Raw genomic sequence first — 14382 nt, 5'->3', positions numbered from 1 at the left:
TCACCCCTGCTTTTCCGCAGCGCACCCGGTGTTCATGTGTTGGACCTTGGAAGGACCTGAGAGCAATGTGAGAATCCGGCCATGTCTGCCCTGAACGGACCACGGCGCCGCATCGGCGCTCTCGTGGTCGTCTCGAGTCTCGCCGTGGCCGGTGCCGCGACCTTGATCGCCCGGCCCGCCGACGCCGCCTCCACCGATGTGGTCATCACCGAGGTGTACGGCGGTGGCGGCAACAGCGGTGCGCCGTACACCAACGACTTCGTTGAGCTGACCAACAACAGCTCCGCCCCGGTCGACGTGAGCGGCTGGTCGATCCAGTACGCGTCCGCGGCCGGTACGTCGTGGCAGGTGACGAAGCTGACCGGCAGCATCGCGCCGGGCGCGGCGTACCTGGTCCAGGAAGGCGGCGGCGCCAACGGCCAGCCGATGCCGACACCGGACGTGACCGGCACGATCCCGATGTCGGCCACCGCCGGCAAGGTCGCGCTGGTCACCAGCCAGACCGCGCTCGCCTGCGGCTCCGCGTGCCACGCCGACCCGGCGGTCCGCGACTACGTCGGCTTCGGTACGGCGAACGACTCCGAGACGGCACCCGCGCCGGGCCTGTCGAACACGACCTCCGCGGCCCGCTCGAACCCGAAGCAGGACACCGACAACAACAGCGCGGACTTCGTCGCGGGCAACCCGTCGCCGGGCACGCTGACCGGCGGGCCGGCCGAGCCGCCGGTGGACGCGAAGATCCACGACATCCAGGGCGCCGCGCACCGCTCACCGCTGGAGGGCAAGCGGGTCGGCAACGTCACCGGTGTGGTGACCGCGAAGAGCAGCAACGGGTTCTGGTTCCAGGACACCCAGCCGGACGACAACCCGGCCACCAGCGAGGGCATCTTCGTCTTCACCAGCTCCGCGCCGACGGTCTCGGTCGGTGACGCGCTGAACGTCGAGGGCACGGTCGCCGAGTTCCGCCCGGGCGGCTCCGGCGGTACGACGAACCTGACCACGACCGAGCTGACCAACGCCAAGATCACCGTCACCGGCACGGCCGCCGTACCGGCTCCGACGATCGTCGGCCCGGGCGGGCGGGTGCCGCCGTCGACCGTGATCGACGACGACTCCACCGGTGACGTCGAGAAGACCAGCACCGCGTTCGACCCGGCCAACGACGGGCTCGACTTCTGGGAGTCGCTCGAGGGCATGTGGATCGGCATCAATCAGCCGGAGGTCACCGGTCCGACCAGCTCGTTCCGCGAGCTGTCCGTCGTACCGGCCGGGTCCGGGGTCCGTACCGTCCGCGGCGGCATCCTGCTGCAGAAGACCGACTCGAACCCGGAGCGGATCCTCCTCGACGACGTCCTCACGCCGATCCCGGACGCGAAGACCGGCGACAAGCTGGCCGGCACCGTGGCCGGTGTCGTCGACTACTCGTTCGGCAACTTCAAGTTCCTGCCGACCACCACGCCGACCGTGATCGACGGCGGCGTCAAGCGCGAGGTCACCAAGGCCTCGGGGCCGACCCAGCTGTCGGTGGCGACGTTCAACGTGGAGAACCTGGACCCGTCCGACGGTGACGCCAAGTTCGACGGGCTCGCGCAGGCCGTCGTCCACAATCTCGCCTCGCCCGACATCCTCGGCCTCGAGGAGGTCCAGGACAACGACGGCGCGGTCAACTCCGGTACGACGGCCGCGGACAAGACGCTGAACCTGCTGACCGCGGCGATCCTGAAGGCGGGCGGACCGAAGTACGCCTGGAAGCAGATCGACCCGGTGAACAACGCCGAGGGCGGCGAGCCGGGCGGCAACATTCGGGTCGCGTTCATGTACCGGACCGACAAGCCGCTGACCTTCGTCGACACGCCGGGCGGCGGCTCGACCACCGCGACCACGATCGTCACCGACCACGCCGGACGGCCGCACCTCAGCTCGTCGCCGGGCCGCGTCGACCCGGCCAACCCGGCCTGGGCCTCCACCCGGGTGCCGCTGGCGGGCGAGTTCAAGTGGCACGGGCAGACCGTGTTCGTGGTCGTGAACCACTTCAGCTCCAAGGGCGGCGACGACCCGCTGTGGGGCCGGTTCCAGCCGCCGGTGCAGTCCAGCGCCCCGAAGCGGCACGAGCAGGCCGCCGCGGTCCGCGGGTTCGTGGACCAGATCCTGGCGAAGGACAAGGGCGCGAACGTCGTCGTCCTCGGTGACCTGAACGACTTCGACTGGTCGCAGACCGCGGACATCCTGGTCGGCTCGGGCAAGACCTCGCTGGTCGACCTGCCGCGGACGCTGCCGCTGAAGGAGCGGTACAGCTACGTGTTCGAGGGCAACAGCCAGATCCTGGACCAGATCCTGGTGTCGCAGAACCTGCGGCCGACCGCGCAGTACGACGTCGTGCACATGAACGCGGAGTTCCCGGACCAGATCTCCGACCACGACCCGCAGGTGGTGAAGCTGACGCCGCTCCCGTCCTGGGTGCGCTAACCGCAGTGTTACGTCGGTCGCCCGGACGGGGTTTTCCCGTCCGGGCGGCCGATACTGGTGTGGTGACAGATGACACCAAGCAGTACGCCGTCCAGAAGTCCGACGCGGAGTGGAAGGTGCAGCTCTCCCCCGCCGAGTTCCACGTCCTGCGCCAGGCCGGCACCGAGCGGCCGTTCGTCGGTGAGTACACCGATACCAAGACGGTCGGGGTGTACAAGTGCCGCGCCTGCGACGCCGAGCTGTTCCGCAGCGAGACCAAGTTCGACTCGCACTGCGGCTGGCCGTCCTTCTTCGCCCCGCTCGCCGAGGACCGGGTCGAGTACATCGAGGACTCCACCCTCGGCATGAAGCGCGTCGAGGTCCGCTGCGCGAACTGCGGCTCGCATCTGGGCCATGTCTTCGAAGGTGAGGGCTACGGCACCCCTACCGACCTCCGCTACTGCATCAACAGCATCAGCCTCACCCTCGACCCGCTGTAGATTGACCCCAACTGGTGTTCCTGGGGAAGGAAATTGGTGGCTGACGACGTCCGTACACCGCGGGTCCTGGATGTGCTCTCCGCGGCCGAGCCGTGGGAGGTTCCGTCGGCGTGGACGGAACGCGTCCGGGCCCAGCTGAAGCTCTGGGCGGACGATCCGGAGGCGTTGCGGCCGCTGCGGCCGGAGGCGTTCCCGGACTTCGTGAAGGGGACGCCGGCCGCGGTCTGGTTCACCCACCAGGTGGCGCCGCTGCTGAGCGGGTGGATCCCGGTCCTGCACGGCGAGTACGCCGACCTGTCCACCGAGCTCACGCACGACTTCTACCGGCCGTCGTCCCGGCTCGGCGGCAATGGTCACGTGATCTACGCGGCACCCACCGACTGGCACCTGCAGGCGATCGCCGGCGCCCGCGGCTTCCGCGAGCTCGGCCGCAAGCACGCGCTGCTGGTGTCCCGCGACGTCGTCCGGCTGTTCGTCGACGCGCCCCCGCTGGCGGCCCGCGCCGAGGCGCTGGCCGCCGCGTTCGAGCGGGTGGTGAAGGACCGCGACGCCTTCCACCTGCACATCACCGGCGAGTACGACGAGATCGCGAAGTACTGGCGTACGGACGCCCTGAAGCCCGACGAGCGCGCCCGGCTCCCCGAGCTGGCCGGCCCGACCGCCGCGCTCAAGTACTCGCTGAACGCGATCCGCGACACGCACGCCCGGATGCTGATGGCGATCCCGGACGAGTACGCGGGCGACTTCGCCCAGGTGCTGTCCGAGCTGATCCTGGCCGCCGGGCTGCGCGGCGTCCCGCAGCCGGTGGCGAACATCCTCGGCGACGCCGCCGTCGACGTCCACCACGCGCTCGAAGACCTCCGCCCGCGGTTCAACCTGCAGACCTGGCACGGCCACGTGAACCAGTGGATGTCCCGCGCGATCCGCAACGGGCAGTCGCCGCTGGCTCGCTCGTGGGGCGCCGCCGCGGCGCGGGTCGGCGTCCACCTGTCCGGCGTACTCACCAAGCAGCCGTGGCCGGAGCCGGAGATCCCCGACCTGACCACGCTGTTCCGGATGCTCGACCGGGAGCGCTGGAGCGCTTTGGAGACCGCCGCCGCGGCCCAGCAGGACGACTCCCTCGCGGCCGCGTGGAGCAGCGTCAAGGAGTCCGAGAACGAGCAGAAGACCACCGGCAGCAGCCTCGACGACGAGCCGTTGCCGCCGAAGCCGGTCGACCTGAGCGACAACCCGCTCGCCGAGCTCGACTCGCTGATCGGCCTGGAGTCGGTGAAGGACGCCGTACGCCGGATGGTCGCCGAGGTGAAGACCAACCTGCGCCGTACCGAGCTCGGCCTGCCCAGCCACGAGCGGGCCCGGCACATGGTCTTCGTCGGCAAGCCAGGTACGGCGAAGACGACGATCGCCCGGCTGCTCAGCCGGATCTACCACCAGCTCGGCGTCCTGGAGAAGGGCCACGTGGTCGAGGTCGACCGCTCCGACCTGGTCGGCGCCGGGCTCGGTTCGACCGCGCCGATGACCGCGGCCAAGTTCCGCGAGGCGCTCGGCGGCGTGCTGTTCATCGACGAGGCATACAGCCTGACGCCGGAGAACACGCCCGGCGACTACGGCCTGGAAGCGGTCGCGACGATCCTGAAGATGATGGAGGACCACCGCAACGACTGCATCGTGATCGTCGCCGGGTACCACCGGGAGATGCAGCGCTTCATGGAGTCGAACACCGGTCTGCAGTCCCGGTTCCCGAAGCTGCTGTCGTTCAGCGAGTACGACACCGACCAGCTGGTGCAGATCTTCGAGCTCCAGGCCCGCCAGAAGGGCATGATCTACGGCGAGGAAGTGCTCGACAAGGTCCGCACCGTGATCCCGCCGGCACCACGCGGACACAGCTTCGGCAACGGCCGTTTCATCCGGAACGTCCTCGAGGAGGCGGTCTCCAACCAGGCAACCCGCCTGTCCGCCAGCGACCCGGACAAACTCACCGAACGCGACCTCCGCGAACTGATCCCGTCCGACGTCCGCCCCCCAACCTCAATGCGCGCCGAAGACTACCTCCTCCAAAAGCCCGGCACCTGACCCGACCAGGATTCCGGGATTCCAGGTATCCTGGATTCATGGATACGCACATCGGATTCGCTGCGGTGCAACCGAAGAACGGAACGATCACGATTCCGGCGCAGCTCCGTCGGCGGTTCGGGCTCGACAAGCCCGGTGCCCAGGTGGAGATCGTCGTCCGTGACGGCGAGATCGTCCTGCTGCCGCACGTCGCCGTACCGGCCGAGCAGGCGTGGTTCTGGTCCGAACAGTGGCAGGCGAAGGAACGTGAGGCCGACACCGAGTTGGCCGCCGGCCACGCGACGACCTTCGACACGGCCGAGGGGTTCCTGGCCCATCTCGAGCACATCGACGCCGCCGCGGACGAGTAGGCGTCCGGCCGATGAAGTACCGCACCGCGAGCACGTTCGATCGTGACCTCGCCCGGCTCCCCGGCGATCACCGGCAGATGTTCCTGAAGATCCTGGGAGAACACTTCCTCCCCGCGATTGCCGCCGGCAGCTTCACCGGCGCGCCACCGTGGCCCAAGCGCCTCCGGGTCCACCAATTGGCAGGCGGCATCTACTCCATCACGTGGAGCTTCACTGGTCCCGATGGGCGCGCCACGTTTCATCTCGACCGCACCGATGACGGCGAGACGATCCTCGTCTGGCGCCGGATCGGCACTCACGACGTGTACGACAGGCCCTAGACGGGGGTCGCGAGTGCTACCGGGTTGCCTTCGGGGTCGGCGAGGTAGGCCTGGCGTTCGCCCCAGGGCATGGTGGCCGGCTCCTGGAGGACGGGGTGGCCGGCTGCGCGGAAGCGTTCTACCTCGGCTTCGACGTCGTCGACGTACACGAACAGCTCGAAGCGGGGCGCCGCGCCGACGGTGATGCCGAGCTGGGCCTCCGGCCAGTTGGCGTCGGACAGCCCGAGCGAGGAGTCGCCGCGCTCGAGGCCGACGTAGTGCGGGTCGCCCTCGAGCGGGAACTGGTACGTCGGCTCGTACCCGAGCAGCGTGTAGAACTCGACCGCCCGGCGTACGTCGGTCACGTACAGGACCGGGAACGCCTTAGACAAGGTTCGCGATCAGGTCGGCGACCTCGGTCCGCTTGCCCGTGTAGAACGGGACCTCCTCGCGGGTGTGCCGCCGCGCCGTCGCCGCGCGCAGCTCACGCATCAGGTCGACGATCCGGTGCAGCTCGTCCGCCTCGAAGGCCAGCATCCACTCGTAGTCCCCGAGCGCGAACGCCGCCACGGTGTTCGCCCGGACGTCGGGGAAGCCGCGGGCCATCTTGCCGTGCTCGGCGAGCATCGCCCGGCGCTCCTCGTCCGGCAACAGGTACCACTCGTAGGACCGGACGAACGGGTACACGCAGACGTACGGCCGCGGCTCCTCGTCGGCCAGGAACGCCGGGATGTGGCTCTTGTTGAACTCGGCCGGCCGGTGCAGCGCGAACTGCGACCAGACCGGGACCAGGTGCCGGCCCAGCCGCGACCGGCGCAGCGCGTGGTACGCCTGCTGCAGCGCGTCCGAGCTTGGCGCGTGCCACCAGATCATGAAGTCGGCGTCCGCCCGGAACCCCTCGACGTCGTAGATCCCGCGGATCACCACGTCGTCCGCGGCCAGCTTCCCGACCAGGTCGGTCAGCTCCGCGGTCAGCTCGTCCCGGTCCACGTCGCCGAGCGGCGTCTCCACCTTGAACACCGACCACAGCGTGTAGCGGATGACGTTGTTGAGCTCACGGGCCTTCGGCTTACCAGTCACGATCTCATTGTCTCCAATGCGTCCAGGTGCTCCCGCACCCGGGTGGCCGCCTTGCCACCCGATGCCACACACGCGGCGATCCCGACACCCCGGTACGCCGCCCCACACACGGCCAGCCCCGGTACGCCGGCCACCGCGGCCTCGACCCGGTCGACCCGGTCCAGGTGCCCGACGGCGTACTGCGGAAGCCCGCCGCCCCACCGGGTCACCAGCGATCCGACAACACTCTCCAGGCCGATCGCCTTCGACAGATCGGCGACCGCGAGCTGGACCAGTTCCTCGTCGGAGCGCTGCAGTACGTATTCCTCACCGAGCCGCCCGACCGAGGTCCGCAGTACGGCGAGGTCTCCCCCGGCCTCCGCGGACCAGGCCCACTTCGCGTGCGAGTACGTCGCCGCCTTGATCGTCCGCCCCTCGACGGACGGCACCAGGAACCCGGAACCGGTCGCCCCGGCGGGCCAGTCGGCCTTCCGGACCGCGAGCGTGACGATCGCCATACTCGCGTACTCGATCGCGCCCAGCTCGGTCGATGCCGCGGGCACCAACCCGGCCAGCATCCGCGCAGCCGGCGTCGCGGGTACGGCGACCACGATCGCGTCCGCGGTCAGGTACGTCGGCGCGGGCACCGGCCCGGCCTCCAGCTCGAACCCCTCGGCGGTGCGCATGATCCGCCGTACGGCGAGCTTGGTCCGGAGCTGAACGCCGCGCTTCTCGAGGTCCTGCTCCAGCGCGGTGACGAGCCGGTTGATGCCACCGGCAACACCCGCGAACACCGGCTGACCGGCGCGCTTCTGGCCCAGCTCACGCAGCTCGGCCGTCGCGGCGAGCAGGCTCGGCGCAGTCCGCAGCCTCGCGTACAGATCGGGTACGGCGGCGGCGAGCGAGATCTCCTCGGCCTTCCCGGCGTACACCCCGCCGAGCAGCGGGTCGACCAGCTTGTCGGTGACCGCGGACCCCATCCGCTCGGCCACGAACCGCCCGATCGCCACGTCCTCGGTCAGCGCGGGCGCGGCCAGCTCCGCCTCGTGCGCGACCTGCTCGGCGGCAGCTTCCCCGAGTACGTCGGTGGTCGCGGACGGATCCACCGGGACGCCCATCACGGTCGGCGGGATCGCCCGGATCCGGTCACCCACCCACAGCCCGGCGGAGGTGGTTGCCGGATGCACCAGGTCAAGCCCGACCGCCTTGATCAGGTCGACCGCCTCGGGCCGGCGGGCCAGCACCGACTCGGCGCCGAGGTCCACCGGCACGCCCTCGACGTCGGCACCGGCCAGCTTGCCGCCGAGCCGCGGCGACCCTTCGAGGACCGTGACCTGCGGCGGGTTCGGCCCGGTCGCCAGCGCGTGCGCCGCCGCCAGCCCGCTGATCCCGCCACCGACGACCACAACCCGCTTCACAGCGCCTCCACGACGTACTTCTTCCCCGGCCCGAGATCGGTGCTCGAGACCCCGACCTGCCGGAACCCGGTCCGGGTCAGCACCGCCTGCGATGCCGGGTTCCGGTCCGACGCACCCGCCCGCAGCGAGGTCAGCCCGTAGCCGCGAGCCATCTCGAAGATCGCCCGTACGGCGGCCGTCGCCAGCCCCTGGCCCGCCCGCTTCTCCGCGATCCGGTAGCCCAGCTCGGCAGCTCCGTCCACCAGGTCGATCAGGTTCACCCGGCCGACCACCCCGCCGTCCTCGTCGACCAGCACGTGGAAGCGGCAGACGCCCGCCTCCTGCTCGGCCAGCTGCGCCGCGTGCCGGGCCGGGAAGTCCGCGAAGTACTCGTCGCCGCGGTCCCAGATCCAGGAGGCGAAGTACGCCCGGTTCTCCAGCTCGAAGGCCAGCACCGCGTCGGCGTGATCGGCGCGCAGCGGCTCCAGTGTCACCCGATGGTCAGGCAGATACATGCTGCACGTACTTGGTGATCCGCTCGAGCACGTCGGGATCCGCGTTCGGCGGGACCCCGTGGCCGAGGTTGAAGATGTGCCCCGGCGCGGCCTTGCCCTCGGCAAGGATCCGGTCCAGCTCCGGCTCGATCGCCTCCCAGCCGGCGAACAGCAGCGCCGGATCGAGGTTGCCCTGCACCGGCTTCGGCCCGATCCGCCGTACCGCCTCGTCCAGCGGGACCCGCCAGTCGACGCCGACCACGTCCGCGCCGGCCGCGCCCATCAGCCCGAGCAGCTCGCCCGTGTTCACGCCGAAGTGCACCCGCGGTACGCCGTACTGCTTGATCGCCTCGAACACCCGCGCGGTGTGCGGCAGCACGAACCGCTCGTAGTCCCGCGGCGACAGCCCGCCCGCCCACGAGTCGAACAGCTGGACCGCCGACGCGCCCGCCTCGACCTGGATCGCCAGGTACGCGATCGCGACGTCCGCGAGCCGCTCCGCCAGCGAGTGCCACAACGCCGGGTCGCGGTGCATCATCGCCTTGGTCTTCGCGAAGTCCTTGCTCGGGCCGCCCTCGACCAGGTACGACGCCACCGTGAACGGGGCGCCCGCGAACCCGATCAGCGGCGTACCGCCGAGCTCCGACACCAACTGCTGGACGGCCTCTGTGGTGTACGGCACATCCGCCGGAGTGACCGGCCGGACCCGTGCGACGCCCTCGGCGTCCCGGATCGGGTCCGCCACCACCGGGCCGACGCCCGGCTTGATGTCGACGTCGAAACCGGCCGACTTCAGCGGGGCCACGATGTCGGAGTAGAAGACCGCCGCGTCGACGCCGTAACGGCGGACCGGCTGCAGCGTTATCTCGACGACAAGGTCGGGCCGCGTGAGCGCCTCGAGCATCGTGGTGCCCTCACGGACCTTGCGGTACTCCGGTAGCGCGCGGCCTGCCTGGCGCATGAACCACACCGGGGTGTGCGGCGGACGCTCACCCCGGGCAGCGAGCAGGTAGGCGGAACTATCCGGCGATGGAGGTAACGTCGAGGCCACGGTCCGATGATCCCACGCGGCCATCGGCGCTCGGCGGCCTGGTCGCGCACAGCTACCGGCGCGTCTAAGCAGGCGGCGGTGAGTAATCAGTCGTAGGCTGCCGATATGGGTGCCCGCAAGCAGGTCGACGCGCCACCCGCGGAGTTCGCCGAGGCAGTCTCGCAGTTACGAGGTGCCCGGTTCCGGCCCGAGGTTTTCGTCGAGGAGATGCCCGCACCGCAGCGGATCGCACCGCATGCGGCCGCGGTCAGCGCGGACGTGACGGTCGACGGTGACGATGTCGCCACCGGCCGTCTGGTCGTCCTCTACGATCCCGCGGGGAACGACGCCTGGCAGTCGACCTTCCGCTGTGTCGCGTACGTGCGCGCCGCCGTCGAACCGGAGATGGTGACCGACGCGCTGCTCGGCGGCGTGGGCTGGACCTGGCTGATGGAGGCGCTCGCGGACCGCGGCGCCGACTTCCTGGCACCGAGCGGTACCGTGACCAGGGTGGTTTCGGAAAGCTTCGGCGGGATGGCCGACGACGACGCGACCGCGGAGATCGAGATCCGCGCGTCGTGGAGCCCCGTGCCCGGGCCGGGCGGCCTGGTCGACGTGACCCGGCACGCCGAGGCGTGGGGCGAGGTGCTCTGTACGGCGGCCGGCCTGCCGCCCGTGCCGCCGGGGGTGGTCGCGATGCCGACCCGGCGTGGACAGCGGGGCCGATGAGCCCAGCCGACCAACAGGCGTCCACCGCGGCGGACCCGACAGCCGACCTGCCCCTGCTCGAGCTCAGGGACGGGCTGTCCGAGGTGATCGACACCGGCCCGGCGCTGACCGAGGCGGTCGAGGCGTTCCAGGCCGGTAGCGGCCCGGTCGCCGTCGACGCCGAACGGGCGTCCGGCTACCGGTACTCGCACCGCGCGTACCTGGTCCAGCTGCGCCGCGAAGGCTCCGGCTCCGCGCTCGTCGACCCGATCCCGTTCGGGGACCTGTCCGCGCTCGGGGACGCGATCGTCGACGCCGAGTGGATCATCCACGCGGCCAACCAGGACCTGGCCTGCCTGGCCGAGGTCGGGATGGTGCCGCGGAAGGTCTTCGACACCGAACTGGCCGGCCGGCTGCTCGGCTACCCGAAGGTCGGGCTCGCCTCGCTCGTGAGCGAAGTACTCGGCTACCGGATGCGCAAGGAGCACTCCGCCGCCGACTGGTCCACCCGGCCGCTGCCGGCGCCCTGGCTGGTGTACGCCGCGCTCGACGTCGAGATGCTGATCGAACTGCGGAACGCGATCGAGCAGGAACTCCGCCGCGCCGGCAAGTGGGAGTGGGCCGACCAGGAGTTCACCGCGATCCTGGACGCTCCCCCGCGGGAGCCGAAGCCGGACCCGTGGCGCCGTACGTCCGGCATGCACCGGGTCCGGAACCGCCGCAGCCTGGCCGTCGTCCGGGCGCTCTGGGAGGCCCGCGACCAGATCGCCGAGTCCGCGGACATCTCCCCCGGCCGGATCCTGCCGGACGCCGCGATCGTCGAGGCGGCGTCCGCGATGCCGACCGACCGGGACACGCTGCAGAAGCTGACCGCGTTCAAGGGCCGCGGCGCGCACCGGCACATGCGCACCTGGTGGGAGGCGGTCGACCACGCCCGCAAACTCCCCGAGTCCCAGTTGCCGAAGCAAGGCCCTCGGTACGACGGCCCCCCGCCGGCCCGCGCCTGGGCCGACCGCGACCCGGACGCCGCCGCCCGCCTCTCGACAGCCCGTACGGCGGTCGCCGAGATCGCCGAGGCCCACCGCCTCCCGACCGAAAACCTCCTGGCCCCCGACACCATCCGCCGCCTCGCCTGGTCCCCACCCGCCGAGGTAACCGTCGACGTGGTCACCACCTTCCTCCGCGACCACCACGCCCGCCCCTGGCAAATAGCCCTCACCGCCACCGTCCTCACCGACGCCATGACCTCAGAAGCCCCCGCCAAACCCCTCGACTAAACACCACCCCGCAACAGGACACCGCTCCGCGGCGACAGTTCCTCTCCGGCCGCCTTCGGCGGCGTGCTGCCGCCGTGGTCCGGAAGCTGCCCCGGTGGTGCAACCTGGCGCGGGGTGTGGGAGCTGGCACGGAGTGTGGAAGCTGGCGCGGAGTGTGGAAGCTGTCCCGGAAACGGTCGTGGGGTGTGTAGTTGTCGCAGGGTGTGGAAGCTGTCGTGGGGGCGCGCTGTGCGGGAAGCGGGACTCGGGGCGGGGACCTGTTCTCGTCCAGCAGGATGCGAGGGTTGACGGGCGGCGCGGGCCCGCGGGTCTTGTGCGGTGGCGAAGTTCGTCCCCGGCGGATCCTGCGGTCGTGGAGTCGAGCCACGCCCCTCGGCTAGGCACCGGGGCGGAAGATCGCGCTCTGGACGTACTCCATTGCCTTGAGGAACTTCTCGTCGGTCAGGCGACGAGTCATCTCCTCCGGTGTCACGTTCTCGATGCGGGTTTGGAGCCAGTAGAGGTTGCCGTGCGGGTCGTGGACGCGGGCGACGATGTCGCCCCAGAAGAGGTGGGTCGGCTCGGTGACGACCGTGGCGCCGGCGGTGACTGCTTGTTCGAGGGTGGTGTGGACGTCGGGGACGTACAGGCGGAGGAACGCAGGGGTCGCCGGCCACTCCGGCTGGTCGGTCGCGGCCGGGCGGTCGAACATCATCACGACCGAGTCGCCGATGCGCATCTCGGCGTGCCCGATCCGCCCGTGCTCGTCGACCACGCGCCCGCCCAGGTCCTCGGCGTCGAAGGCGGCCGCGAGGAAGTCCATCAACCCGGCGGTGTCACGGCCGATGATCCACGGCGTCACCGTGTGATACCCGTCGGGGATCGGGTGCACTGTCATCTGCTGCTCCTTCGGTTCGGTTGTCTTCAACCGTAGGAACCGAAGCGGGCAGGCCTTGACCGCTACTCGCCAGGTCTTTGCGGATCTCGCCGCGCAGACTGAGCACCGTCTGCAGCGCACCGACCAGGATCACCGCCGCGATGACCGCGAAGATCTGGCGGTAGCTGAGCAGGCTGACCAGCAGGCTGCCGAGGGCGAGCGAGATCGCCTGCGGCGTGGAGATCAGCACCTCGACGGCGGTCGACACGCGGCCGATCAGGTGGCTCGGCGAACGGCGCTGCATCAGCGTCGTGAGCGCCACGAACGTCCACGGCAGCCCGACTCCGCAGATCGCGGCACCCACCAGCACCACGACGATCGTCGGGGCGGCGGCGCACACGATCGTGGCCGCGGCCAGCGTCACGAGTCCGAGTACGCAGGTGGCGATCTCCCCCAGGCGTCGTACGGCGCGACTCGCGGTCAGGCCGCCGACCACGGCACCGACGCCCTGACAGGTGACGAACACGCCCGAGAACGTCGGCGGTTTGCCGAAGGCGTCCATCAGTGCATAGATCGACGACTCGAAGAACCCGATCACCAGGATGGAGATCGCCAGCCCGAGGAGTACGTTGCGAAGCACCCGGTCGGCGACCAGGAACCGGACGCCGCCGAGCAGGTCCTCCCGGAACGTGCTCTTCGCCGGGGCCGGCGTCTCGCTGACCTTGATCGTCGCGATCAGCAGACCGGCGATCGCGAACGTGATCGCGTCGATCACCGCGACCAGCCAGCCGCCCGCGGACGCGAACACCGCCGCGCCGACGAGCGGCCCGAACAACCGGTAGCCCTCCTTGATCGTCGCGAGGCCGGAGTTCGCGTCGACGAGCAGGTCGTCCGGCAGCAACTCCTTGAGCAGCCCGTTCACGGCCGCGGGCAGTACGACGAACGAGACGCCGTACAGGAACGCGACGACCCAGATCAGCCAGACGTCGCCCGCGTCCCGGACGAGGACCAGCGGGAGTACGGCGGCCGCGCTGGCGAAGTTGCCCCAGACGAGGATCCGCTTGCGCGGCAGGCGATCCACCCAGACGCCGAGCAGCGGCGCGCCGAGCGCGGGCAGCACCATGAAGAAGAACGTGAGGCCGGCCTGTGCGTTCGAGCCGGTGAGCGTCTTCACCCACATGCTCAGCACCAGCAGCATCACGGAGTCGCCGAGCATCGACGTACTCAGACCGCCGAACAGCCGCCCGAACCCGGGCTGCGCGAACAGCTTCCTCATGCCGGATCGACCCCCGGGAAGTACGTCGGCACGCCCCAGGAGACGAACTCGCAGAGCCGCGAACCGGCCGGCCGCTGCGCCGGATCGGTCAGCCGCTCCACGTGACGGTCGAGCACAGCGCTGATCGCGTCGTTCATCTCCCTGAGCTCGTCGGCCGTCAGCCAGGCCACCATCTCGGTGTTCGCCTGCGCCGCACGCCATTCCTCCGGCTCCTCCGGCAGGCGCTGCTGGGACTCCCGCAGCCGGTCCACCGCACGGCCCATCGTCACCTCGGAGAGCGCCTGTGCCGCCCGCCGCTCCTCGAGCGACGCCGATCCGTGCTCGTCGTCCCAGCGGAACCCGAGCCCGGGCACCTGCCACGGCCGCTGCCGACCCTTGCCGCCCTCGGCTTCCACCACGAATCCGTGCTGTGCCAGCTTGCGCAGGTGCCACGAGCAGTTGGCCGGCGTCTCGTCCAGCCGCTCGGCGAGCTCGGTCGCGGTCAACGGTCCGCTGATCGACAGGATCTCGACGATCGCCATCCGCACCGGATGAGCCAGGGCGTTGAGTTCACGGGGGTCGCTGAGGCGGCGATGCGGGGTCGGCATGGCGTCGAAAGTACTCTTTCGAAAGAGTTGT

Annotated in this window: 15 protein-coding genes; 7 read left to right on the top strand and 8 right to left on the bottom strand. The window is 70.4% G+C overall.

Annotation, left to right across the window (positions count from 1 at the left end):
- Window positions 1-81 precede the first annotated feature (81 nt).
- The 5 genes from ACFV9C_RS21940 to ACFV9C_RS21920 all read left to right on the top strand — a co-directional run bounded on the left by ACFV9C_RS21940 (window position 82) and on the right by ACFV9C_RS21920 (window position 5688).
- On the top strand, window positions 82-2466 hold the full coding sequence (locus tag ACFV9C_RS21940; RefSeq protein WP_380196164.1) for a lamin tail domain-containing protein: 2385 nt from the start codon (window positions 82-84) through the stop codon (window positions 2464-2466).
- A 62-nt stretch (window positions 2467-2528) separates the two neighbouring features.
- Window positions 2529-2945: a peptide-methionine (R)-S-oxide reductase MsrB gene (gene msrB, locus ACFV9C_RS21935; RefSeq protein ID WP_380196162.1), complete on the top strand. Its 417-nt coding sequence runs from the start codon at window positions 2529-2531 to the stop codon at window positions 2943-2945.
- Between the two features lie 36 nt (window positions 2946-2981).
- Window positions 2982-5018, top strand: coding sequence for an AAA family ATPase (locus ACFV9C_RS21930; RefSeq protein ID WP_380196160.1), 2037 nt, complete (start codon window positions 2982-2984; stop codon window positions 5016-5018).
- Window positions 5019-5056: 38 nt separating this feature from the next.
- On the top strand, window positions 5057-5368 hold the full coding sequence (locus ACFV9C_RS21925; RefSeq protein ID WP_380196158.1) for an AbrB/MazE/SpoVT family DNA-binding domain-containing protein: 312 nt from the start codon (window positions 5057-5059) through the stop codon (window positions 5366-5368).
- Between the two features lie 11 nt (window positions 5369-5379).
- Complete coding sequence (locus tag ACFV9C_RS21920) at window positions 5380-5688, top strand: hypothetical protein (RefSeq protein ID WP_380196157.1); 309 nt, start codon at window positions 5380-5382, stop codon at window positions 5686-5688.
- On the opposite strand, the gene ACFV9C_RS21915 is transcribed toward ACFV9C_RS21920, so the two are convergent.
- The 5 genes from ACFV9C_RS21915 to hemE are packed head-to-tail and all read right to left on the bottom strand — an operon-like array spanning window position 5685 to window position 9668.
- Window positions 5685-6059: a VOC family protein gene (locus ACFV9C_RS21915; RefSeq protein WP_380196156.1), complete on the bottom strand. Its 375-nt coding sequence runs from the start codon at window positions 6057-6059 to the stop codon at window positions 5685-5687. The genes ACFV9C_RS21920 and ACFV9C_RS21915 overlap by 4 nt on opposite strands.
- A complete protein-coding gene (hemQ, locus tag ACFV9C_RS21910; protein WP_380196255.1) occupies window positions 6052-6750 on the bottom strand; it encodes a hydrogen peroxide-dependent heme synthase in 699 nt (232 codons plus the stop codon). Before hemQ ends, ACFV9C_RS21915 begins: the two co-directional genes overlap by 8 nt.
- Window positions 6744-8144 carry a protoporphyrinogen oxidase gene (gene hemG / locus ACFV9C_RS21905; protein ID WP_380196154.1) on the bottom strand — a complete coding sequence of 467 codons (1401 nt, stop codon included), beginning with the start codon at window positions 8142-8144 and terminating at the stop codon, window positions 6744-6746. The genes hemQ and hemG overlap by 7 nt, the downstream gene beginning before the upstream one ends.
- Window positions 8141-8638: a GNAT family N-acetyltransferase gene (locus tag ACFV9C_RS21900; protein ID WP_380196153.1), complete on the bottom strand. Its 498-nt coding sequence runs from the start codon at window positions 8636-8638 to the stop codon at window positions 8141-8143. The genes hemG and ACFV9C_RS21900 overlap by 4 nt, the downstream gene beginning before the upstream one ends.
- A complete protein-coding gene (gene hemE / locus ACFV9C_RS21895) occupies window positions 8625-9668 on the bottom strand; it encodes a uroporphyrinogen decarboxylase (protein ID WP_380196151.1) in 1044 nt (347 codons plus the stop codon). The genes ACFV9C_RS21900 and hemE overlap by 14 nt, the downstream gene beginning before the upstream one ends.
- Window positions 9669-9773: 105 nt before the next feature.
- On the opposite strand from hemE, the gene ACFV9C_RS21890 reads away from it, so the two are divergent.
- Window positions 9774-10376, top strand: a complete 603-nt coding sequence (locus ACFV9C_RS21890; RefSeq protein WP_380196149.1) for a DUF3000 domain-containing protein — start codon at window positions 9774-9776, stop codon at window positions 10374-10376.
- Window positions 10373-11632 carry a ribonuclease D gene (locus ACFV9C_RS21885; protein ID WP_380196148.1) on the top strand — a complete coding sequence of 420 codons (1260 nt, stop codon included), beginning with the start codon at window positions 10373-10375 and terminating at the stop codon, window positions 11630-11632. Before ACFV9C_RS21890 ends, ACFV9C_RS21885 begins: the two co-directional genes overlap by 4 nt.
- 376 nt (window positions 11633-12008) lie before the next feature.
- Here the strand turns inward: ACFV9C_RS21885 and ACFV9C_RS21880 are convergent, their stop codons facing one another.
- The 3 genes from ACFV9C_RS21880 to ACFV9C_RS21870 are packed head-to-tail and all read right to left on the bottom strand — an operon-like array spanning window position 12009 to window position 14351.
- Complete coding sequence (locus ACFV9C_RS21880; protein ID WP_380196146.1) at window positions 12009-12509, bottom strand: VOC family protein; 501 nt, start codon at window positions 12507-12509, stop codon at window positions 12009-12011.
- Window positions 12448-13764 carry an MFS transporter gene (locus ACFV9C_RS21875; RefSeq protein WP_380196145.1) on the bottom strand — a complete coding sequence of 439 codons (1317 nt, stop codon included), beginning with the start codon at window positions 13762-13764 and terminating at the stop codon, window positions 12448-12450. Before ACFV9C_RS21875 ends, ACFV9C_RS21880 begins: the two co-directional genes overlap by 62 nt.
- Entirely contained in the window at window positions 13761-14351 is a 591-nt protein-coding gene (locus ACFV9C_RS21870; RefSeq protein ID WP_380196144.1) for a winged helix-turn-helix domain-containing protein, read from the bottom strand. Before ACFV9C_RS21870 ends, ACFV9C_RS21875 begins: the two co-directional genes overlap by 4 nt.
- Window positions 14352-14382 lie beyond the last annotated feature (31 nt).

The organism is Kribbella sp. NPDC059898 (genome assembly GCF_042730855.1).
Classification (GTDB): domain Bacteria; phylum Actinomycetota; class Actinomycetes; order Propionibacteriales; family Kribbellaceae; genus Kribbella.
The sequence above is the reverse complement of the archived record's forward strand: the minus strand, read 5'-3'. Positions and strand labels throughout refer to the sequence as shown.